At 37.2% G+C, this 21,844-nt stretch carries 21 protein-coding genes; 19 read left to right on the top strand and 2 right to left on the bottom strand.

Features of this window, described 5'->3' with window-relative positions; translation table 11 throughout:
- Nucleotides 1-153 precede the first annotated feature (153 nt).
- The 15 genes from panB to sucD all read left to right on the top strand — a co-directional run bounded on the left by panB (nt 154) and on the right by sucD (nt 15,797).
- On the top strand, nt 154-972 hold the full coding sequence (gene panB / locus CLV55_RS00325; RefSeq protein ID WP_112111749.1) for a 3-methyl-2-oxobutanoate hydroxymethyltransferase: 819 nt from the start codon (nt 154-156) through the stop codon (nt 970-972).
- A 367-nt stretch (nt 973-1,339) separates the two neighbouring features.
- The gene (locus CLV55_RS00320; protein WP_112111748.1) at nt 1,340-2,038 is read left to right on the top strand and encodes an RluA family pseudouridine synthase; all 699 of its coding nucleotides are present in this window, start codon (nt 1,340-1,342) and stop codon (nt 2,036-2,038) included.
- 70 nt (nt 2,039-2,108) lie between these two features.
- The gene (locus tag CLV55_RS00315; protein ID WP_112111747.1) at nt 2,109-3,455 is read left to right on the top strand and encodes a hypothetical protein; all 1,347 of its coding nucleotides are present in this window, start codon (nt 2,109-2,111) and stop codon (nt 3,453-3,455) included.
- Between the two features lie 689 nt (nt 3,456-4,144).
- The gene (locus tag CLV55_RS00310) at nt 4,145-4,564 is read left to right on the top strand and encodes a transposase-like zinc-binding domain-containing protein (protein ID WP_112111746.1); all 420 of its coding nucleotides are present in this window, start codon (nt 4,145-4,147) and stop codon (nt 4,562-4,564) included.
- Between the two features lie 100 nt (nt 4,565-4,664).
- Nucleotides 4,665-5,972: a hypothetical protein gene (locus CLV55_RS00305; protein ID WP_112111745.1), complete on the top strand. Its 1,308-nt coding sequence runs from the start codon at nt 4,665-4,667 to the stop codon at nt 5,970-5,972.
- Between the two features lie 36 nt (nt 5,973-6,008).
- On the top strand, nt 6,009-7,805 hold the full coding sequence (locus CLV55_RS00300) for an MFS transporter (protein ID WP_245902659.1): 1,797 nt from the start codon (nt 6,009-6,011) through the stop codon (nt 7,803-7,805).
- A gap of 12 nt (nt 7,806-7,817) precedes the next feature.
- Nucleotides 7,818-8,036 (top strand): DUF6814 family protein, encoded by a 219-nt coding sequence (locus CLV55_RS00290; RefSeq protein ID WP_317048356.1) that lies wholly within the window; start codon nt 7,818-7,820, stop codon nt 8,034-8,036.
- A gap of 225 nt (nt 8,037-8,261) precedes the next feature.
- Nucleotides 8,262-9,497: an HD domain-containing protein gene (locus tag CLV55_RS00285; protein WP_112111744.1), complete on the top strand. Its 1,236-nt coding sequence runs from the start codon at nt 8,262-8,264 to the stop codon at nt 9,495-9,497.
- 111 nt (nt 9,498-9,608) lie between these two features.
- Complete coding sequence (lpxD, locus tag CLV55_RS00280) at nt 9,609-10,628, top strand: UDP-3-O-(3-hydroxymyristoyl)glucosamine N-acyltransferase (protein WP_112111743.1); 1,020 nt, start codon at nt 9,609-9,611, stop codon at nt 10,626-10,628.
- Between the two features lie 23 nt (nt 10,629-10,651).
- Complete coding sequence (locus CLV55_RS00275) at nt 10,652-12,040, top strand: bifunctional UDP-3-O-[3-hydroxymyristoyl] N-acetylglucosamine deacetylase/3-hydroxyacyl-ACP dehydratase (protein WP_112111742.1); 1,389 nt, start codon at nt 10,652-10,654, stop codon at nt 12,038-12,040.
- Between the two features lie 76 nt (nt 12,041-12,116).
- Complete coding sequence (lpxA, locus tag CLV55_RS00270) at nt 12,117-12,902, top strand: acyl-ACP--UDP-N-acetylglucosamine O-acyltransferase (protein ID WP_112111741.1); 786 nt, start codon at nt 12,117-12,119, stop codon at nt 12,900-12,902.
- Nucleotides 12,903-12,943: 41 nt separating this feature from the next.
- On the top strand, nt 12,944-13,510 hold the full coding sequence (gene efp, locus CLV55_RS00265) for an elongation factor P (RefSeq protein ID WP_112111740.1): 567 nt from the start codon (nt 12,944-12,946) through the stop codon (nt 13,508-13,510).
- 2 nt (nt 13,511-13,512) lie between these two features.
- Nucleotides 13,513-14,439, top strand: a complete 927-nt coding sequence (locus CLV55_RS00260; RefSeq protein ID WP_112111739.1) for a UDP-3-O-(3-hydroxymyristoyl)glucosamine N-acyltransferase — start codon at nt 13,513-13,515, stop codon at nt 14,437-14,439.
- A gap of 2 nt (nt 14,440-14,441) precedes the next feature.
- A complete protein-coding gene (locus CLV55_RS00255) occupies nt 14,442-14,804 on the top strand; it encodes a nuclear transport factor 2 family protein (RefSeq protein ID WP_112111738.1) in 363 nt (120 codons plus the stop codon).
- Nucleotides 14,805-14,924: 120 nt separating this feature from the next.
- Nucleotides 14,925-15,797, top strand: coding sequence for a succinate--CoA ligase subunit alpha (gene sucD / locus CLV55_RS00250; protein ID WP_112111737.1), 873 nt, complete (start codon nt 14,925-14,927; stop codon nt 15,795-15,797).
- A 67-nt stretch (nt 15,798-15,864) separates the two neighbouring features.
- On the opposite strand, the gene CLV55_RS00245 is transcribed toward sucD, so the two are convergent.
- Nucleotides 15,865-16,899, bottom strand: a complete 1,035-nt coding sequence (locus CLV55_RS00245) for a M28 family metallopeptidase (RefSeq protein ID WP_112111736.1) — start codon at nt 16,897-16,899, stop codon at nt 15,865-15,867.
- 153 nt (nt 16,900-17,052) lie between these two features.
- Here CLV55_RS00245 and CLV55_RS00240 point away from each other — a divergent pair, with 153 nt between their 5' ends.
- Together CLV55_RS00240 and CLV55_RS00235 are read left to right on the top strand one after the other, a co-directional pair.
- The gene (locus tag CLV55_RS00240) at nt 17,053-17,508 is read left to right on the top strand and encodes a DUF1801 domain-containing protein (protein ID WP_112112196.1); all 456 of its coding nucleotides are present in this window, start codon (nt 17,053-17,055) and stop codon (nt 17,506-17,508) included.
- Between the two features lie 2 nt (nt 17,509-17,510).
- The gene (locus tag CLV55_RS00235; RefSeq protein ID WP_112112195.1) at nt 17,511-18,140 is read left to right on the top strand and encodes a Crp/Fnr family transcriptional regulator; all 630 of its coding nucleotides are present in this window, start codon (nt 17,511-17,513) and stop codon (nt 18,138-18,140) included.
- Nucleotides 18,141-18,144: 4 nt separating this feature from the next.
- Here CLV55_RS00235 and CLV55_RS00230 read toward each other — a convergent pair whose 3' ends face one another.
- A complete protein-coding gene (locus CLV55_RS00230; protein ID WP_112111735.1) occupies nt 18,145-18,468 on the bottom strand; it encodes a YbaB/EbfC family nucleoid-associated protein in 324 nt (107 codons plus the stop codon).
- A gap of 168 nt (nt 18,469-18,636) precedes the next feature.
- Between CLV55_RS00230 and CLV55_RS00225 the strand changes: the two genes are divergently transcribed.
- Entirely contained in the window at nt 18,637-20,700 is a 2,064-nt protein-coding gene (locus CLV55_RS00225; protein ID WP_112111734.1) for a S9 family peptidase, read from the top strand.
- Nucleotides 20,701-20,777: 77 nt separating this feature from the next.
- The gene (locus CLV55_RS00220; RefSeq protein WP_112111733.1) at nt 20,778-21,818 is read left to right on the top strand and encodes a PLP-dependent cysteine synthase family protein; all 1,041 of its coding nucleotides are present in this window, start codon (nt 20,778-20,780) and stop codon (nt 21,816-21,818) included.
- Nucleotides 21,819-21,844 lie beyond the last annotated feature (26 nt).

The raw sequence follows: 21,844 nt of genomic DNA, 5'->3' as shown, positions 1-21,844 counted from the left end.
TAGTCTCTTAGTCCCTTAGAACCTTAATACCTTATACTTGACGTACTGCTCACTGAAAACTAACAACAGACTCTCGCTTATCACGAATTCTTCCCTAGATGTTATGCGGTACCAAACCATTTTAGTACTTTTACACTTTCAAATATCTAAGATATGTCTGTAGCAAAAAAAGATTACAAAAGAATCACTACAAAGTCGTTAATAGAAATGAAGGCCAATGGCGAGAAAATCTCGATGCTCACGGCATACGATTTTACTATGGCGAAGATTGTGGATACCGCTGGCGTCGATGTGATTTTAGTGGGCGATTCGGCTAGTAATGTCATGGCAGGTCATGAAACAACCTTGCCCATTACCCTAGATCAAATGATTTATCATGCTTCGAGTGTAGTACGTGCCATTGAACGTGCGCTTGTGGTGGTCGATTTGCCTTTTGGAAGCTACCAATCCGATTCGAAAGAAGCACTACGCTCTGCCATTCGAATCATGAAAGAAAGTGGAGGACATGCGGTGAAATTGGAAGGTGGAAGCGAAATTAAAGATTCTATCAAAAAAATACTACATGCTGGAATCCCTGTCATGGGGCACTTGGGCTTAACACCACAATCCATCTATAAATTTGGCACCTACAACGTGCGCGCCAAAGAGGAAGCTGAAGCAGAAAAACTATTAGAAGATGCCAAAATGTTGGAAAAACTAGGATGCTTTGCTGTAGTACTCGAAAAAATCCCTGCTCATTTGGCTGAAAAAGTAGCCCAAAGCATTTCCATTCCTGTCATTGGTATTGGCGCTGGGGGAGGCGTTGACGGTCAAGTGCTAGTCATTCACGATATGCTAGGGATGAATAACGAATTTAGCCCGAGGTTCTTGCGTCGCTATTTAAACTTATACGAACAAATGATTCAAGCCATCGGAAACTATGTATCTGATGTGAAAAGTCGCGATTTCCCCAATGCAGGAGAGCAGTATTAGGGTTGGGTTTATTTGTTTAAAAGTTTAAAGGTTTAAAGGTTTAAGAGTTTAAAGGTTTAAGAGTTTAAAAGTTTATCAAGTAAAAAATACAAGTTACGAGATACAAAGTTTGAAGTCAAAGCGCTATATGGTCTATTCCAAGTGAAACGCCTTGAAAAAAACTATGAAAACTAAGACTCTATGTGGTTTAATTAAAAAGGTTCAGTTAAGAAAGTATAAATAGGGAATACAAGTTTAATAGTTCCTATTGAAAGTTGAGTTTTAAGAACATATTTTACAGGTGATAATTTCTCGTCAGTTGGCTTGAATTCAAAGAAAGTAACATCAAGAACGAGAAAAATACACAACCCTTTTTTAAAAAATAATTTTGGCAGAGAAAATCATTTCCCATAAATCCAATCTCCAGATTTTGCACGAGGACAACCACCTTATCGTGGTGAATAAGCGTGTGGGGGATCTTGTGCAAGGGGATAAAACAGGCGACAAACCGCTTCCCGATGTAGTCAAAGAATACCTTAAAGAAAAGCATCAAAAACCGGGTGCGGTATTTCTTGGTGTGGTGCATCGGTTGGATCGTCCCACCACGGGGCTCGTGGTTTTTGCCAAAACCAGCAAAGCCCTTGAACGCATGAATAAAATGTTTAGCGAACGGGAAACGCAAAAAACCTATTGGGCTGTAGTCAAAAACAAACCGCCCCACGACGAAGCGACGTTGGTACATTTTTTGAAACGCAATGAAAAAAACAACACTTCCAAAGCGCATCTCAAAGAAGTACCCGACAGCAAAAAAGCCTCGTTGACGTATAAGATTATCCAAACGCTAGACCATTATGTTGCTCTTGAAATTCAACTTCACACGGGCAGACACCATCAAATTAGAGCACAACTCGCGGCTATTGGTTGCCCCATAAAAGGCGACTTAAAATATGGGTTTGACCGTAGTAATCCCGACGGAGGCATTCATTTGCATGCCCGAAAATTGGTTTTTACTCATCCCGTGACCAAAGAGGAGCTTACGCTTACAGCTCCCACGCCAAACGATGCCATTTGGAATTGTATAAAATAAGTTGTACATTTACCTAACCTCATTTCTAAAGTTTGTTTAACGGCTTCTCGAAGCGTAATACTCAAGAACTATGAAAAAAATTGTCCTTGCCCTTTGTACCCTCAGCAGTGTTTTTGCCTACAGTCAGGAGCACTTCACAGGATTGTCGACATCCTCCCGTGTGGGACTCTTAAACGCAGGAATCAACCCAGCGGAATTGGCAAACTTGTCTAAAAAAATCGAAATCAACTTTTATGGTTTTAGCCTCAATGTGAGCAACAATAAAATTGGCTATAGCGATATTGTCAATGGTTCCAATTTGGAGTCGCTCATTTTTAAAGGAGCCGATGCGGTCAATATGCGTTCCGATGTTGAATTGTATGGTCCTGGAGTTGCCGTAAGATGGCGCAAATGGGGCTTTGGCGTGACAACCAAAGCAGTGGGACGTCTCGATTTGGTCGATATTGATACCCACATTGGAGACGCCATCACCAACAACGGCATTAATTTTAGTGGTCCTACCGTGATAAAAAATGATTACAACCAACGGTTGAACGGAACGACTTGGGGCGAAGTGGGCTTTTCTATTGCGCATACCTTGTATGAAAACGACAAACACCGTTTTAATGCAGGGGTAACTTTCAAAATGATGTTTCCTGGGTCTTATGCGAATATGGGAACTGATAAATTTTCGGGAACCATCTCCAATACAGCCACGGGATCGTATATGAGTAATGCCGATGCCACCCTAAACATAGCCTATTCGGGGAATCTAGCGAATAGTTTTAGTAAATTTAACGACTACAGCCAATCGGTTTTTGGAGGTTTGCATGGATTTGTAGGCGATGTGGGATTCAACTACCAATGGAAAGATGGCAAAAAATACAAACTTAACCTAGGGGCTTCGGTGCGCAATATGGGTAGTATGACGTTTAGCGACAGCAACAATGCCTCTACCTATTACCATTTGTCAATACCTCAAGCCACACCAACCAATCCTGGGCTGGATTTAAGTCAATTTCAAAATGTGAATAGTTTGAAAGACGTAGAAGCAAGGCTGTTGAGCAGCGGGTATTTGACTGAAATCTCTCAGAATAAAGATTTTAAAGTAAAATTGCCTACCCTTTTTACCGCCTATGCCGATGTAAAAATTGTCCCTAAGCTGTATGTTTCAGTCTATGGGCAACAAAAAATGCACAGCAACAGCAAAAACGACCAAATCACAGCACAAAATATGATTACCGTAACACCTCGTGTGAACCTCGGGTTCTTTGAAGCCTTTTCATCTTGGTCGAGCAGCGAGATTTCTGGGTTTAATGGAGGCTTTGGTTTCCGTTTGGGAGGGTTCTACCTCGGTTCAGGTTCGGTGGTTACCGCGCTACTTAAAGACAGCAAACAAATTGATGTGTACACGGGCTTCCGTTGGGCGTTTTTATAAAGGAGCATGGTTATAAATAAGGAAAGTAGGCTAGAGCCTACTTTTTTTTTTGAGTCCTTGGGGTGGTAGGTTATAGGTAGTAGGTTATGGGTTTATAAAGTTTAAGAGTTTAAAAGTTTAAGAGTTTAAAAGGTTTATAAAAGTATCGTTTGTCATGCTGACGTAGGAAGCATCACGCAAGATGGGAGTAGGTTATGGGTGGTAGGTTTTAGGTTTAAAGGTTTAAAGGTTTAAAGGGTTTATTAACGTATCGTTTGTCATGCTGACGTAGGAAGCATCACACAAGAAGGGATTAGGTTGTGGGTTTAAAGGTTTAAGAGTTTAAAAGTTTATTAAGTATAAAGGTAGAAGTGTTCAGTGATCAGTTGTGAGTAATCAGTTCGTCAAGTAGAAAGCACTATGAATTCTATTCCAAGTGAAACGTCTTATAATAAAAACTATGTAATCTATCTTTCTATGTGTTTTTTTAAAAGTTTAAAAGTGCAAAGTTGAGGTTTTGGGTTAAAATTGTCAAAAAAGCATTCTTCTACTCCTTTCAAAACCGTAAATCAGCAATTTTTCCTAAAAATTATAAGATATGTAAATAATTCCCATTAAAATTAAGGACTGTGTAATTTTTATTGAAAAAAAATACATAAAATGTTTTTGTATATTTGCTAAATTAGTATATTTATGCAAAATTTATATATATGGAGATTTTAGCTTGTCCGAAATGTCAAAACGACGAGATTGTAAAAAGTGGTGTTATCAAAGAGAGACAAAGGTTTTTGTGTAAAAAATGCAATTACTATTTTACTGTAAACAAACTGGGAAAAAAGATAGACAGTTATTATGTAACCAAAGCCTTGCAGTTGTATTTGGAAGGATTGAGTTATCGAGAAATTGAGCGCATTATCGGGGTCTCGCACGTCACGGTGAGCAATTGGGTGAAGGAGTTTAAAATAAGCAAACCCAATCACACCGATTATCATCCTACTTATAAGATTTATAATCACTTAGAATTGGTCGAATTTCTAAAAAACAAAGACCAATTGAAAGGAGCGGGAATGATTATTACCGAGTTGGGCGATAAGTTTATGCTTATCAAATGGGAACGTTTCAAAGATTAACTATAGCGTTTACATAAATATATATAATAATTTTTTTCATTCCTAAAAATTCAGAATTTGGTCAAACGAAAAAACAATACTAACCAAAATTTTAAACCTTATGAAAAAAATTATTATGTTATCTTTTGTAGCTTGTTCCTTTATAGGAAATGCTCAAACGACAACTCCTTCTACTCCAGCTGCACCTGCAGAAAAAGAGTGGGATGTAACAATGTACGGTTTTATTAGAACCGACTACATTTGGGATACCAGAAAATCGGCTTCTGTACGTGAGTTAAACTTAAACCTATATCCGAACGACGAAGCGAAATTGGCTGACGGTTCAGATAAAAATGACGTAGGGCAATCCAACTTCCTTTCGGTTGTTTCGCGATTGGGTACTAAGGTAAAAGGGCCAAACGTGTGGGGGGCTAAAATGAGCGGAATCTTAGAAGGAGACTTCTTTGGAAATACAGAGAGCTCGCCTTCTTCTATTGGAATGTTCCGTTTGCGTCATGCTTTTGTAAACATGGATTGGGCAAAATCATCTCTAACGTTAGGACAAACATGGTATCCTAATTTTATACCAGAGTGTTTTCCAGGGGTAGCCAATTTCAACACAGGAATTTTATTCAATCCGTTTGGATGGGCTACTCAAGCACGTTTTAAACAAAATCTTACCAAACAATTATCGATTGCAGTAACAGCATACAAAGAAAGAGAGTTTACGACCAATGCGGCTACTGATGGCACAACTACTGCTACACAAAACTCAGCCACCATCAATTCGTCAATCCCTACATTCAACGGACACTTACAATTTAGAAGTAAAAATTGGTTGGCTGGAGTACAATTTGAATACAAATCCATTCAACCTTTGACTGTTTCTAACGGAAAAATGACGACTGAAAAAGTGACTAGCACGTCGATCATGGGATATGCAAAATACAGCAACGATGCTTTTTCTGTTAAAGCCTACGGAATTTCGGGAGGAGATATGAGTAATCTAGTGATGTTGGGCGGTTATGTAGGTTATACAACAGGTACAGAAGTTCAAAAATTTGAAGCATCAAAAACATCGTCTTTCTGGTTGGATATTGCGAGCAATGGTAAAAAAGTAGCTCCAGGATTATTCTTTGGGATGACCAATAATAAAGGAACAGGGCATACACTTGCTGCTGGAGAAACCGCTTTTTATTATATGAGAGGAACAAATTTGCCTACAGCACCAACTAGAGTAATTGATAAAGTTATTCGTATATCTGGCAGAATAGATTTTAAACAAAATAAATTTAGAGTTTCCCCAGAGTTGGAATATACATCGGCTGTTTGGGGCGATTTAAATACGAACGGAAACGGAAAAGCAGATGCTAATCAAGTAACGGTAGGAAATATGAGAGCGATGGTTTCTTGTGTGTATACGTTCTAATAATTTAATTATATTAATCTTAAAAAACGCAATATTATGAGCGATAAATCAGCAAAAGGAATTTGGAAAGTAATTTCCGCATCGTCGTTGGGGACGATGATTGAGTGGTATGATTTTTACATTTTCGGGAGTTTGGCGGTTGTATTATCGACCAAATTCTTCCCAGCCGATAATCCAACAGCGGCCTTCTTATCAACTTTGGCAACCTTTGCCGCAGGGTTTGTAGTACGTCCCTTTGGAGCCTTATTCTTCGGAAGATTGGGTGATTTGATAGGAAGAAAATATACCTTTATGGTAACCCTAGTGTTAATGGGGGGAGCCACGTTTATGATAGGATGTATTCCAAGTTATGAAACCATTGGGTTTATGGCGCCTTTGTTAGTGTTATTATTACGTTTGTTACAAGGTTTGGCGCTTGGAGGTGAATATGGTGGCGCTGCGACTTATGTGGCAGAACACGCGCCAAGAGGACAACGTGGGTATTGGACCTCTTGGATTCAAACTACGGCAACAGTAGGGTTGTTCATTTCGTTGATGGTAATCTTAATCACAAAAGGTCTTTTGTCTAAAGAAGAGTTTGAAAACTGGGGTTGGAGAGTACCGTTTTGGGTATCAATTTTGATGGTGTTTGTATCGTACTTAATCCGTAAAAACATGGATGAGTCTCCGGTGTTTGCCAAAGCAAAATCGGAAGGAAAAACGAGTACGAATCCTTTAAAAGAGAGTTTTGGTCACAAATTGAACCTTAAATATGTTTTGTTGGCGTTGTTTGGAGCAACTATGGGGCAAGGAGTGGTTTGGTACACTGGACAGTTCTATGCCATGAGTTTTATGAAAACGGTACAAAGTATTGATTCCTCACAAGTTGATACATTATTAGGAATTGCATTGTTATTTGGCACCCCGTTCTTTGTAATTTTTGGATGGTTGAGTGATAAAATTGGTCGAAAAACCATCATGATGACGGGGATGTTATTGGCTATTTTTGCATATCGTCCTATTTACCGCCAAATGTATCATTTGACCGATGCTAAAGAAATGGTGAAAAAGAATATCACGGTAGTACAAGACAGTTGTAAAGCGCTTGGAGGTGCCGTTGCGACCATTAAAACAGAACCTGATGCTAAAGATTCATCTGTAAAAAACACCAAAGTATTTATCGACTTTAAAACGGATACGTTGTATTCTAATGGTGCTAAATTCCATTACACGAAAACCGATACGTTATATTTAGCGAAAGAATTAGCCTTTGATGCTAAAGCGGCTGCTAAAAACGAAACTTGGATTAAATTTGACACTAAAGACAAAGCAGGAGAGATTGTACATCAAGTGGTGAAAGTGAAAAACGACTTGGAAAAAGACGAAAAACCAATGAAGGTTGATACGTTACAATCTTTAGCTTTAAAAACGTTTACAGGAGGTGAAGCTAAACACAAATCACATGTGGACGGCTTCAGCATCAAACCGAATGTAGCGGTGGTAAAAAACATTACAGAAGATGTAAAATGGTACTTGGTATTCTTGATTTTTATTCAAGTGATTTTTGTGACGATGGTATACGGACCGATTGCGGCATTCTTAGTAGAGATGTTCCCTGTTAAAATTCGCTATACATCCATGTCTTTGCCTTACCACGTTGGAAATGGAATTTTCGGAGGATTATTGCCTGCAATTTCAACCTATTTGGTAACCACAGCCAAAGGGACAGGTCCAAAACCATTAAATCCAGAATTCTATTTGGAAGGATTGTGGTATCCTATTATCATTGCCGCCATTTGTTTTGTCATCGGAATGATTTATATCGATAAAAAAATTAATACCCTTCACGACTAATACTTAGAAATTATGATGAACGCAATAAAAAAATATATTGGAATAGTTTGGATTGCTCTTGCAGCAGCGGTAGCATATTATTCTATTGGAATTTTCGGAGGAAAATTAACCTCAGGAAAACAAGACGATTTGGTTTTCGGAATTATTATCTTCTTTGTTTTATTACCCCTTGTGGTGACCGGTTTGACCATTTTTGGTTGGTATGCCATGACCAATGAATATGAAGATTAATTCTTGTTATGATGTGCCTTGTTGTTAGTTTTGACGGGCCACTTTATAAGGAATTTAAGCAAAAGCGACACAATTCCAGTTATTAATTTGATGTAAAAAGCGCTTCGTGTAATTTTCACGAGGCGTTTTTTTTGGGCATAATTTCTCAAGGATTTGGGAATACACGAAATTTAGTTTCTAGTTTCTGTCAATTCCCGTACTTTTGTGCTTCTAAAACAGCATCAAGTGATTACGACCAACAAGTTAAAGATTTTTAATGACCCGATATATGGATTTATTTCCATACCCAATTCTCTAATTTATGATTTAATTCAGCATCCCTATTTTCAGCGGTTGCGACGCATCTCACAAATGGGTTTGTCTTATTTGGTCTATCCTGGTGCGCATCATACTCGTTTTCATCATGCGTTGGGGTGTATGCACATGATGCAAAAAGCGGTTCAAACGCTTCGGTTTAAAGGCGTATTACTATCGGAAGAAGAAGAAAATGCCTTGTATATAGCCATATTGCTGCACGATATTGGACATGGACCGTTTAGTCATGCAATGGAGCATAGCATTGTAGAAGAAGTTCATCATGAGGAGATTTCGCTTCGGTTTATGGATTTACTCAATCAAGAGTTTGATGGCAAACTCACCTTAGCGTTAAAGATTTTTAAAGGGGAATACCACAGAAAATTTATGTATCAACTCATTTCTAGTCAGCTCGACATGGATCGAATGGACTATTTGAAACGGGATAGTTTTTACAGCGGAGTAGCCGAAGGGAATATCAATAGCGATCGATTGATTCAGATGTTGCATGTAAAAGATGACGTGTTGGTCATAGAAGAAAAAGGAATTTATTCGGTAGAGAAATTTCTCATTGCCCGTCGCCTCATGTATTGGCAAGTATATTTACATAAAACGTCGGTCGCTGCCGAATTGATTTTGACCAAAATATTAAAACGCGCTAAAGAGTTGACCCAAAAAGGCTTGGAGTTGCCTTGCAGCATGCCGCTTTCATTTTTCTTGCATCATAAAATTACATTGGATTCATTTGACGAAGCCATTCTTAAAACCTTTGCTTTGCTTGATGATTATGATGTGATGGGGGCTATAAAAGGCTGGCAGTTTCATTCCGATTTTGTGTTGAGTACTCTGTGCAAAATGATTCTCAATAGAGATTTGTTAAAAATAGTACTGCTTGACGAGCCAGCCAAAGCTGATGTTATGACGCAATTGAAAACCCAATGGGCGTCTCAACACGCACTTTCGGAAAAAGATGCGAATTATTTTATTTTTAAAGGAAAACTTAAGAACCAAGCATACAATAAGGAATCGGAACCCATTAGTATTTTGAAAAAAGACGGCAGTATTGAGAATTTAGTGGATACGCCCGACCAATTGCAAGTAAAAGCGCTCTCAAAAGCGGTGACAAAATATTTTATGTGCTTTCCAAAAGTTCTATGGAATACCTAGGGTTTAAATAAATTTTATATTTTTGTGCTGAAAAATAGGTTTTCTTGTGGCGTGTTTTATTTTAAAAAGACTATTACGAAATCTCTTTTTTCAGATATGTATATAAACTAGATGAAATTTACAGCAAAACAGATTGCCGATATATTAGAAGGTGTCGTGGTGGGAAACCCTGATGCTGAGGTATACAAGTTGGCAAAAATTGAAGAAGGTACTGAAGGCGCTTTGACTTTTTTGTCTAATCCTAAGTATCAAAAATATATCTATACGACACAAGCCACGGTGGCTATTGTCAACAATGCATTTGAACCTGAACAACCGCTTACGACTACTTTGATAAAAGTAGAAGATGCTTATCAAGCTTTTACCAAGTTGTTGGAATATTACAATCAGGTTAAACTCATGAAATCGGGTATTGAACAACCTTCTGTACTTTCCGAGAATGTAACCTATGGCTCTGATTTGTATTTGGGTAGTTTTTGTTATGTTGGAAAAAATGTAACGATTGGAACTAATGTGAAAATATATCCTAATTCTTTTATTGGAGATAATGTGACGATTGGAGATAATTGCATTTTATTTGCTGGGGTACGAATTTACTCTGAAACAGAAATTGGAAATCATTGTGTGATTCATTCAGGGGCCATAATTGGTTCAGATGGTTTTGGTTTTGCACCCCTTGAGGATGGATCGTATAAAAAAATTCCCCAAATAGGAAATGTCATTTTAGAAGATCATGTGGAAATCGGTTCTTGTACCACGATTGACCGAGCCACATTAGGTTCTACGATTATCAGAAAAGGCGTAAAATTGGATAATCAAATTCAAATTGCACACAATGTAGAAATTGGAGAACACACGGTCATTGCATCCCAAACAGGAGTAGCAGGCTCGACCAAAATTGGAAAGAATTGCATCATTGGAGGGCAAGTGGGTATTGTTGGACATATTACTATTGGAAATGGTGTGCGAATTCAAGCACAATCGGGTATTGGAAAAAGTTTAAAAGACAATGAGACCGTTCAAGGATCGCCTGCTTTTACCTATGGTGAGTGGACTAAATCGTATGTGCATTTCAAAAACTTGCCAACCATTGTATCAGATTTAAACGAATTAAAAAAACAAACCAAATAATAAACATAAACGAGTAAGGAATTATGGTTAAACAAAAGACCATCAAAAGTGAGATTACACTAACTGGTGTAGGACTTCATACGGGGAAAGAGGTTCAGATGACTTTCAAACCCGCCCCAATTAATAATGGGTTTACATTTGTACGAGTAGACCTAGAGGGAAGTCCTGTGATTGAAGCAGATGCAAATTATGTTGTGAATACGCAACGCGGAACCAACTTAGAAAAACTAGGGGTAAAGATTCAAACATCAGAACATGTTTTGGCTGCTTTTGTAGGGTGTGATGTGGATAATGTTATTATTGAACTGAACGAATCAGAACCGCCTATCATGGATGGTTCTTCAAAATATTTCGTGGAAGCGATTGAACAAGTAGGGGTTGTAGAACAAGAAGCAGACCGAAATTATTATGTGGTGAAAGAAGTCATTTCCTTTGTTGATGAAAACACAGGAAGTGAAATTATTGTGATGCCTGCCGATGAGTATCAAGTGACCACAATGGTTGATTTTGGTACGAAAGTACTAGGCACACAAAATGCAACTTTAAAAAATATTCATGATTTCAAAACAGAAATTGCTTCCGCCCGGACGTTTAGTTTCCTTCATGAGTTGGAAACATTATTGGATAATGGGTTGATAAAAGGAGGAGATTTGAATAATGCAATAGTGTATGTAGATAAAGAAATATCTCCCTCCACTATGGAAAACCTTAAAAAAGCGTTTGGAAAAGAGCAGATATCGGTAAAAGAGAATGGAATCTTGGATAATCTTACACTGCATTACCCCAATGAAGCGGCCCGTCATAAACTTTTGGATGTGATTGGCGATTTGGCATTGATTGGTATTCGTATTAAAGGTAAGGTGATTGCCAATAAACCAGGGCATTTTGTAAACACTCAGTTTGCCAAAAAAATGTCTAAGATTATCAAAATTGAGCAAAAGAATCATGTGCCTGTATACGATTTGCACAAACAACCTTTGATGGACATTCATCAAATAATGAATTTGCTGCCTCATCGTCCGCCATTCTTGTTGGTAGATCGAATTTTGGAAATGAGCGACAACCACGTTGTAGGGTTGAAAAATGTTACTATGAATGAAGATTTCTTTGTAGGACATTTTCCTGGAGCACCCGTAATGCCTGGAGTTCTTATAGTAGAAGCGATGGCGCAAACAGGGGGAATTCTTATTTTGAGTTCGGTTCCAGACCCAGAAAATTATTTAACCTATTTTATGAAAATAGACAATGTGAAGTTCAAGCACAAAGTATTGCCTGGAGACACATTAGTATTCAAATGTGATTTGATTTCGCCAATTCGTAGAGGAATTTGCCACATGCAAGCCAATGCCTATGCTAACGGTAAACTCGTAGCTGAAGCCGAATTAATGGCTCAAATCGCAAAAAAACAATAATTTTTGTTCCTTTGATGATTTGGTAAATTAGTGACCAATCAGAAAATAGCAAAGAACTAATTTAAGTAGATAAATTATGAATCAACCTTTAGCATATGTACATCCAGGCGCTAAAATTGCCCGAAATGTTGTAATTGATCCTTTTACAACCATTCACAACAATGTGGAAATTGGCGAAGGAACGTGGATTGGCTCAAACGTAACCATTATGGAAGGCGCGCGCATTGGTAAAAATTGCAACATTTTTCCAGGTGCTATTATTGCCGCAGTTCCACAAGATTTAAAATTTGGAGGAGAAGATTCTTTAGCCATTATTGGTGATAACACAACCGTACGTGAGTGTGTTACCATCAACAGAGGTACTATTGCTTCGGGTCAGACCAAAATTGGAAAAAACTGTCTTATTATGGCTACAGCCCACATAGCCCATGATTGCCATATTGGTGATAATGCCATTATTGTTAATGGGGTTGCTTTGGCAGGGCATGTTATTGTAGGAAATTATGCTATTATTGGCGGATTAGCAGCCGTACATCAGTTCATTCAAATTGGAGATCATGCTATGATTTCTGGAGGCTCATTGGTACGTAAAGATGTGCCGCCCTATACCAAAGCAGCTAAAGAACCCCTTTCGTATGTAGGAATCAATTCGGTTGGTTTGAGAAGACGCGGATTTACCACAGAGAAGATTCGTGAAATTCAAGATATCTATAGAATTTTATATCAAAAAAATTACAATACCTCTCAGGCTGTTGGGATTATTGAAGCTGAAATGGCAGCCTCTCCTGAACGCGATGAGATCTTGGATTTTATCAGAAATTCCTCTCGAGGTATCATGAAAGGCTACTCGGGATCGTATTAAAAAGAAATAAGCAAATACTAACAATAAATAAATTATAAAAAATGGCATCTACTGCAGATATTAGAAACGGACTTTGTATTAAACACAATCATGACATTTATAAAATTATAGAGTTCTTGCATGTAAAACCAGGTAAAGGACCTGCTTTTGTAAGAACAAAATTAAAATCATTAACTAATGGGAAAGTATTGGACAATACGTTTTCAGCAGGACATAAAATTGATGTAGTTCGTGTAGAAACACATACGTTTCAATATTTATATGCTGAGGGCAATGATTTTCATTTTATGAATACGGAAACGTATGAGCAAATTACCTTAAATAAAGACGTGTTAGATGCTCCAGAGTTGTTGAAAGAAGGAACGAATGTTATGGTTCAAATCAACACAGAAACGGATATGCCATTAGCGGTTGATATGCCTGCGTCTATTGTACTTGAAGTGACGTATGCGGAACCAGGTGTAAAAGGAAATACTGCAACCAATGCGACCAAACCTGCAAAAGTTGAAACAGGAGCTTCTGTAAATGTACCCTTATTCATCAATGAAGGCGATAAAATTAAAATTGATACAGCTACAGGAAACTATATTGAAAGAGTAAAAGAATAGTTTTGAAGTTCTCTCGTACACATACCCTAAAAGAAATTGCTCAAATAATAGGATGTACCTATATTGGATCCGATGAGTTCCCCGTGGAAGGCATGAACGAAATTCATGTGGTAACTCCTGGAGATATTGTTTTTGTGGATCACCCCAAATATTATGATAAAGCCCTTCAATCGGCGGCCACGATTGTATTAATCAATAAGGAAGTGGATTGTCCAGAAGGGAAAGCCTTACTGATTTCAGACGATCCTTTTAGGGATTTCAATACGTTAACGAATCATTTCAGACCTTTTACTGCGTCACATGCTGCGGTTTCTCCGTCGGCCAAAATAGGAGCAGGTACGGTGATTCAACCTAATTGTTTTATAGGCAATCACGTTACTATTGGTACTAATTGTATCATCCATGCTAATGTAACCATCTACGATCATTGTGTGGTTGGGAATGATGTGATTATTCATTCCGGAACGATATTGGGTGCTGATGCGTTTTATTATAAAAAACGCCCCGAAGGTTTTGATCAGTTGCGTTCTGGAGGACGCGTTGTGATTGAAGACCATGTCGGAATTGGAGCATTGTGTACCATAGACAAAGGGGTAACAGGAGATACTACTATTGGGGAAGGGACTAAAATGGATAATCAAGTGCATGTGGGTCACGATACGGTTATCGGGAAAAAATGCCTCATCGCGGCACAAACCGGAATTGCAGGTTGTGTGGTTATAGAGGATGAGGTAACTTTATGGGGTCAAGTAGGTACGACCAGCGGTATCACTATTGGAAGCAAGGCTGTTGTGTTGGGACAGACGGGTGTGACCAAATCTATTGAAGGAGGCAAAACCTATTTTGGAACCCCTATAGAAGAATCGAGAGAAAAGTTAAAGCAACTAGCGAATATAAAAAGAATCCCAGAAATTCTTAAAAAAATCTAATCATGTCACCAAAAGAAATTGTTCAGGATTTTTACAAAAATGATGTTATCCTCAATAAAGATGATGTAAAAGAATTTCTTCATGACGATTTAATTATCGAATGGAATAGTAGTAAAGGTTTTGTTCAAATGAACAAACAAGATGTACTCAATTTGTCAGATGAACTCAACAAGGCTTATATTCGTTCGAAAATTAGAATAACACACATGATTGCAGAAGGCAATCAGGTAGCAGTTCGTTATTCTCATTTTGTAAAAACAGTCGAAAATCCGAGAGAGGAAATGCTTTTGGCACACTTTTTTGTCATTTGGGAAATTCAAGACGGAAAATTGTATCGAGGGTATCAAATGAGTCAATTTTCATAAAGTATATATATAAATTTTGCAAAGAAGTAGTAAAAAACTTATGGCGAAACATGAATTACTAACTTAGGATTTTATACTTTTGCAACACATAAATTAGAAACACAATTTAATACACATACCATGAGCGTTTTAGTTAATAAAGATTCAAAAATAATTGTACAAGGATTTACGGGAAGTGAAGGAACTTTTCATGCATCACAAATGATTGAGTATGGAACCAATGTTGTTGGAGGAGTGACTCCAGGAAAAGGGGGACAAACACACTTAGACCGTCCTATTTTTAACACGGTTAAAGATGCTGTAGACCAAGCAGGAGCCGATACTTCAATTATTTTTGTTCCACCCGCTTTTGCTGCCGATGCGATTATGGAGGCCGCTGATGCTGGAATTAAAGTTATTATTTGTATCACTGAAGGGATTCCTGTTGCCGATATGATTAAAGCGTATTCTTACGTAAAAGAAAGAAATTCAAGATTGGTAGGACCAAACTGTCCAGGGGTTATTACTCCAGGAGAAGCAAAAGTAGGTATTATGCCAGGATTTGTATTCAAAAAAGGAACAGTTGGAATTGTTTCAAAATCAGGGACACTCACTTATGAAGCAGCAGACCAGGTTGTAAAACAAGGTTTGGGAATCACAACAGCAATCGGAATCGGAGGAGACCCTATCATTGGAACTACAACAAGAGAAGCTGTACAAATGTTAATGAACGATTCGGAAACAGAATGTATCATCATGATTGGAGAAATCGGAGGACAATTGGAAGCAGATGCTGCTAAATGGATTAAAGCTGATGGAAACCGCAAACCCGTTGTTGGATTCATCGCTGGAGAAACGGCTCCAAAAGGAAGAACTATGGGGCATGCAGGTGCTATCGTAGGAGGTTCTGATGATACCGCTGAAGCTAAAAAACGCATTATGAGAGAATGTGGCATTCACGTAGTAGATTCTCCTGCTGAGATTGGAAAAAAAGTGAAAGAAGTATTAGGATAATTCTAGAAATATATACTAAAAAAGGCTTTTGTTTAGAAACAAAAGCCTTTTTTGATTTGTATGAAATTTAGTTTCCTGATTTATCTACCACAATTCGAGTAGGTCTATTCGCCAATTCCCAAGCGATAGTAAAACCTAATTGCGCTCTTTTTGATAAAGCATCAAATTCAATTTTATCCACATCATCAGTTTCTTTGTGGTAATCGGCATGTGTACCATTGAATAAAAATACTACAGGAATTCTATGTTTTGCAAAATTATAATGATCAGAGCGGTAATAGAATCGGTTAGGGTCTTTACGGTCGTTGTATTTATAATCTATGGCAAGTTGTGTAAATTTGGCATTAGCCTCTTCACAAATGGTAAATAAATCAGAAGATAAATAATCAGAGCCTATGAGATAAATGTAATTGGAGTCGCTATGTCTATTATCACGTCTCCCAATCATATCTATATTAACGTCAGCTACTGTTTTTTCTATAGGAAACAAAGGATGTTCTGAATAATAACTCGAACCATATAAGCCGTGTTCTTCACCAGTCATGTGTAGGAATAGAATAGACCGCTTAGGACCTTGACCTTGTTCTTTAGCCTTTTGAAACGCTTGTGCAATTTCGAGAAGGGCTACGGTACCCGAGCCATCGTCATCTGCACCATTATAAACCACTCCATTTTTCATTCCAACATGGTCGTAGTGAGCAGATACAACAATAATTTCGTCTGGTTTTTCACTTCCTTCGATAAAAGCCCAAATATTTTCAGAATCGGGTAAATGTTCATCGTATTCTTTGTTCATGAATTCGGCAGGAACGTTCTGGTAATAACTCTCAGCCCCTTTTGGAAAGGGGATTCCCATTTTCTTGTATTGTGCAATTAAGTAATTACCCGCTTTTTTTTGACCTTTACTTCCTGTATCTCTACCTTCCATGTCATCGGAGGCAATGATTGTAAGATGAGTTTTAAGTTCAGAGGCCGTAATGGTATTGGCAAAACTTTGTTCGTTAGGAATAATTTTTTTCTGTGTTGTTACAGTATTTTTACTTCCAGAACAAGAGGCAAGCAGAAAAAATACTAAGCTAACCGAAAGGATTCGTCTTTTCATATAGAGATAATTTAATTTGTAATAGTCAAAACTTTGAAAATTGTGTACTTAGTTCACTTTTTAATAATAATTTTAGAATACTCTTTTAGTTTTGTAAATCTAAAAAAAAATAGTATTACTTTTGTTTTTATTGTAATTCAAATACAAATATTTATGCCATCAAAAGCGACAACCCCCGAGGCCTATATAGCCGAATTACCCGAAGATAGGAGAGAGGCGATGCAAAAACTAAGAGCCATTGCATTGAAAAATCTTCCTACCGGATTTAAAGAAGTTATGGGGTACGGTATGCTGGGGTATGTTGTGCCTCATGAAATATACCCAGCAGGATATCATTGTACTCCAAATTTACCCTTACCCTTTTTTAACATTGCTTCTCAAAAGAATTCAATAAATGTATATCATATGGGACTTTATGGAGACAAAACACTCTATGATTGGTTTGTGTCTGAATATGCCAAGCGATGCACCGCTAAATTGGATATGGGAAAAAGTTGTGTGCGATTTAAAAAAATGGATTCCATTCCTTACGAATTACTTGGTGAGTTGTTGTCTAAAATTACGGTTGAAGATTGGATTAATCGTTATGAAAAAATGATAAAGAAATGAATATGTTGGAGGTAATTAAAGCCAATTATAGTGTAGTTTTTGAAGAAAAATTACTAGAAGAAATAGCTTCGGTAGCTAAACTTTATGAATTTCAAGAAGGGGATATCTTAATTGATTTTGGGGATTATATTAAGAATATGCCTTTGTTGCTCTCAGGAGCCATCAAAATATTAAGAGAGGATTTTGACGAAGGGGAATTGTTGTTATACTTTATTGAAAAAGGCGATACCTGTGCGATGACTATGGCATGTTGTATGGGCGATACCAAAAGTGAAATAAGAGCTGTTGCCGAAACCAATGTGTCTTTGATTATGCTTCCTGTGATTAAAATGGAAGAGTGGTTAGGGAAGTATAAAAGCTGGAGAAATTTTGTTTTTAATAGCTACAATAACCGATTAAAAGAGATGTTGAATGCTATTGATCACTTGGCTTTTATGCACATGGATGAACGGTTGTTACATTATCTGTCAGAAAAATCTAAAATTAATAAAACTAAATTTATTCTGAGTACGCATCAAGAAATCGCTTACGACTTGCATACGTCAAGGGTAGTTATTTCTCGTCTATTAAAAGCGTTAGAGCATGAGGGAGCCTTAAAGTTGCATCGCGCTTCAATTGAATTACTAAAATAAAGATTTATTTAAAAAGATCCATTCCCGGAATACTAGGCATTCCTTCTTTGGCTACAACTCCCAATTCAGATTCATGAACTTGTGAAGCTCTTTCAATAGCTTTATTAAGAACAAGGACTAAGTAATCTTCTAATTGTTCTTTATCGGCTAACAATTGCTCATCAATTTCGATACTTCTGAGTGTTCGATTGGCTGTAATGGTAGTCTTGAGTAATCCATCGGAACTCTTCTCATCAATCAACACCGAATCAAGTCGTTTTTTTGTTTCTTCAATTTTTTGTTGGGTTTCTTTTATTTTACCCATCATTCCCATGAGGTCGCCAAACATTTTTTTCTTTTTTTTAGGTGTGCAAATATTAGAAAAAAAACTAAAACTGCAAACGACTTTACGCGTTTCTTAACGAAATCTATTGTTCATTTTAATTGTATAACTTCAAAAAAAGCTTTTAAAATAGTAATCTCTTTGTTGTAATTTTGTGTTTTAATTCGATTACCCATGCAAAAAGAAATTGTGCCTCCTATTGCCAAGAAAAAACCACATACTCTAGTTAAACACCAACAGCAACGAATAGATGATTATTATTGGTTTAACGAAAGAGAAAATCCTGATGTTATTGCCTATTTGAAAGCAGAAAATGAATATTATCAAGCTTCAACAGCGCATACAAAGTCATTTCAAGAGGCGTTATTTGAGGAAATGAAAAGCCGTATCAAAGAAGACGATCAATCGGTGCCTTATTTTTATAATGGATATTATTACATTACCCGATTTGAAAAAGGGAAAGATTATCCTATATACGCTAGAAAAAAAGGAAGTTTGGAAGCTCCAGAAGAAATCATGCTCGATTGTAATGAGATGGCGCAAGGACATGCCTATTTTCATGTGACAGGAATTAGTGTAAGCGAAGACAATCGTTTTATTTCGTATGGAGTTGATACCGTTTCGAGAAGACAATATACAATTCATGTGAAGGATTTGGAAACGCATGAGGTGTCGCCTATCAGAATAGAAAACACGACGGGTGGAGCTACTTGGGCGAGTGATAATGTGACGTTGTTTTATTCAAGAAAAGATCCAGTTACATTACGCCCAGATAAAATTTTCAAGCATGTTTTAGGGAAAGGATGTGAAACAGACGAATTGATTTATGAAGAAAAGGATGATACGTTCACCGTTTCAGTCTATAAATCAAAATCTAAGAAATACCTTATTATTGAGTCAGAAAGTACGTTAACTTCGGAATATCAAATTTTGTTATCAGCAACCCCACATGAAAAATTTAAGATTTTTCAAAAAAGAGTTAGAGAATTAGAATATTCGATATCACATTTTGAAGACCATTTTTACATCGTTACCAATAAAGATGACGCCTACAATTTTAAAGTGATGAAAACCCCTGAAGGGTCGACTTCTATTGAAAATTGGGTGGATGTCATTTCGCATAAAGAAGAGGTACTCATTGAAGGAATCGATATCTTTAAAGAGTATTTAGTTGTTTCGGAACGATTTGACGGACTCAACAAAATTAGAATCATTCCGTGGAAAAATCCTGAACAAGCATATTACCTTCCTTTTGAATTGGAAACCTATGCCGCTTATACTACAACAAATATCGATTTTGATACAGAAATTCTTCGTTATGCGTATCAATCTCTAGCGATACCCTCATCGTTATTTGATTTTAATATGCGCACTCAAGAAACGGTCTTGCTTAAAGAACAAGAAGTTTTGGGAGGTACGTTTCATAAAGACCATTATAAAGAAGAACGAATTTGGGCTACAGCCGAAGATGGAACTAAAATTCCAATCTCATTGGTTTATAAAAAAGATATTGTGTTGGATGGATCCCATCCGTTCTTGCTTTACGCCTATGGTTCGTATGGAATGACTATGGAACCGTATTTTTCAACTACGCGTCTTAGTTTGCTCGATCGAGGGTTTATATATGCGATTGCACATGTTCGCGGTGGAGAAGATTTGGGTAGAAAATGGTATGAAGATGGAAAGTTGTTAAAAAAGAAAAACACATTTACCGATTTTGTCGCATGTTCGAAACATGTTATCGCTCAAAAGTATACCTCTCCCAGTCATTTATATGCAGAAGGAGGTTCCGCTGGAGGATTATTGATGGGAGTCATTGCTAACACGAATCCTGAATTATATCAGGGCATCATTGCGCAAGTTCCCTTTGTAGATGTAGTGACCACCATGCTAGACGATTCTATTCCGCTTACTACAGGGGAATATGACGAATGGGGAAATCCTAATGAAAAAGCCTACTATGACTACATGTTGTCCTATTCTCCCTATGATAATGTTTGCGAACAAGGGTATCCAAATATGTATATTTCCTCGGGATTTCATGATTCGCAAGTGCAGTATTGGGAACCTACAAAATGGGTAGCTAAACTTCGATGTTCTAATAAAAACAATACTAAAATCTATTTGGATACCAATATGGAAGCTGGACACGGCGGAGCTTCGGGAAGATTTGAAGCATTGAAAGAAGTAGCTAAGGAGTTTTGTTTTTTATTAGATTTAGAAAAAATTAAAAGTTAGTTTAAAATAAATTACTAAATTTGCAAGGTTTGTGGTTATCGTTTTTCTAAGGAAACCGCAATACTAATTTTTTATTTATGAAAGAAGAAATAAAAGCCTACGGTACTGTTTTAGAATTAATTGGGAACACGCCTCTCATTAAACTAAATAATATTACAGAACATCTAAAAGGAAACTTTTTTGCTAAGGTAGAGGCTTTCAATCCAGGACATTCTTCTAAAGATAGAATTGCGTTATACATTATAGAACAAGCCGAACGTAAAGGTTTGCTTTCACCAGGCGATACCATAATTGAGACGACTTCTGGTAATACAGGCTTTAGTTTGGCTATGGTAAGCATCATCAAAGGATATCATTGTATCTTGGCTGTAAGTTCAAAATCTTCAAAAGATAAAATTGATATGTTACGAAGCATGGGGGCTAAAGTATACGTGTGTCCAGCCCATGTTGCTGCGGATGATGATCGTTCCTATTATAGTGTAGCCAAGCGTTTGCATGAAGAAACGAAAGGCTCTGTTTACATCAATCAGTATTTTAACGAATTGAATGTAGATGCCCACTATCATACCACAGGACCTGAAATTTGGGAACAAACAGGGGGTAAAATTACGCATTTAGTAGCTTGTAGTGGTACAGGAGGTACCATATCGGGTATTGCGAAATTTTTAAAAGAGAAAAATCCTGCTATAAGAGTTTTAGGCGTTGATGCCTTTGGTTCTGTTTTGAAAAAATACCATGAAACCAAAGAATTTGATACGAATGAAATCTATCCGTATCGTATTGAAGGTTTGGGTAAAAATCTTATTCCAACAGCCACCGACTTTGATGTGATTGATAAATTTATTAAAGTAACCGATGAAGATAGTGCCCATACTGCCAGAGAAATTGCAAAACGAGAAGGATTATTTGTAGGATATACTTCTGGAGCTGCTTTTCAAGCTGTAAAACAGTTTGCAGAAGAAGGAGAATTTACTGAAAGCAGTAATATTGTTGTGGTTTTTCCTGATCATGGGTCAAGGTATATGAGTAAGGTATTTAGTGATGATTGGATGAATGAACAAGGTTTTTTTGATAGCGAAAACATCGAAGAAATTCAGAAGATTGAATTTATAAAGTAATTGTAAAAATAGAATTGGAGAAAGTT

Source organism: Flavobacterium aciduliphilum (genome assembly GCF_003268855.1).
GTDB lineage: Bacteria > Bacteroidota > Bacteroidia > Flavobacteriales > Flavobacteriaceae > Flavobacterium > Flavobacterium aciduliphilum.
This window is presented reverse-complemented; position numbering and strand designations above follow the sequence as displayed.

Bases quoted from the DNA above. Each gene is read 5' to 3' on its own strand.
- panB (WP_112111749.1), top strand. From the start codon at position 154: ATGTCTGTAGCAAAAAAAGATTACAAAAGAATCACTACAAAGTCGTTA.
- CLV55_RS00315 (WP_112111747.1), top strand. From the start codon at position 2,109: ATGAAAAAAATTGTCCTTGCCCTTTGTACCCTCAGCAGTGTTTTTGCC.
- CLV55_RS00310 (WP_112111746.1), top strand. From the start codon at position 4,145: ATGGAGATTTTAGCTTGTCCGAAATGTCAAAACGACGAGATTGTAAAA.
- CLV55_RS00305 (WP_112111745.1), top strand. From the start codon at position 4,665: ATGAAAAAAATTATTATGTTATCTTTTGTAGCTTGTTCCTTTATAGGA.
- CLV55_RS00300 (WP_245902659.1), top strand. From the start codon at position 6,009: ATGAGCGATAAATCAGCAAAAGGAATTTGGAAAGTAATTTCCGCATCG.
- CLV55_RS00290 (WP_317048356.1), top strand. From the start codon at position 7,818: ATGATGAACGCAATAAAAAAATATATTGGAATAGTTTGGATTGCTCTT.
- lpxD (WP_112111743.1), top strand. From the start codon at position 9,609: ATGAAATTTACAGCAAAACAGATTGCCGATATATTAGAAGGTGTCGTG.
- CLV55_RS00275 (WP_112111742.1), top strand. From the start codon at position 10,652: ATGGTTAAACAAAAGACCATCAAAAGTGAGATTACACTAACTGGTGTA.
- lpxA (WP_112111741.1), top strand. From the start codon at position 12,117: ATGAATCAACCTTTAGCATATGTACATCCAGGCGCTAAAATTGCCCGA.
- efp (WP_112111740.1), top strand. From the start codon at position 12,944: ATGGCATCTACTGCAGATATTAGAAACGGACTTTGTATTAAACACAAT.
- CLV55_RS00255 (WP_112111738.1), top strand. From the start codon at position 14,442: ATGTCACCAAAAGAAATTGTTCAGGATTTTTACAAAAATGATGTTATC.
- sucD (WP_112111737.1), top strand. From the start codon at position 14,925: ATGAGCGTTTTAGTTAATAAAGATTCAAAAATAATTGTACAAGGATTT.
- CLV55_RS00245 (WP_112111736.1), bottom strand. From the start codon at position 16,899: ATGAAAAGACGAATCCTTTCGGTTAGCTTAGTATTTTTTCTGCTTGCC.
- CLV55_RS00240 (WP_112112196.1), top strand. From the start codon at position 17,053: ATGCCATCAAAAGCGACAACCCCCGAGGCCTATATAGCCGAATTACCC.
- CLV55_RS00235 (WP_112112195.1), top strand. From the start codon at position 17,511: ATGTTGGAGGTAATTAAAGCCAATTATAGTGTAGTTTTTGAAGAAAAA.
- CLV55_RS00230 (WP_112111735.1), bottom strand. From the start codon at position 18,468: ATGTTTGGCGACCTCATGGGAATGATGGGTAAAATAAAAGAAACCCAA.
- CLV55_RS00225 (WP_112111734.1), top strand. From the start codon at position 18,637: ATGCAAAAAGAAATTGTGCCTCCTATTGCCAAGAAAAAACCACATACT.
- CLV55_RS00220 (WP_112111733.1), top strand. From the start codon at position 20,778: ATGAAAGAAGAAATAAAAGCCTACGGTACTGTTTTAGAATTAATTGGG.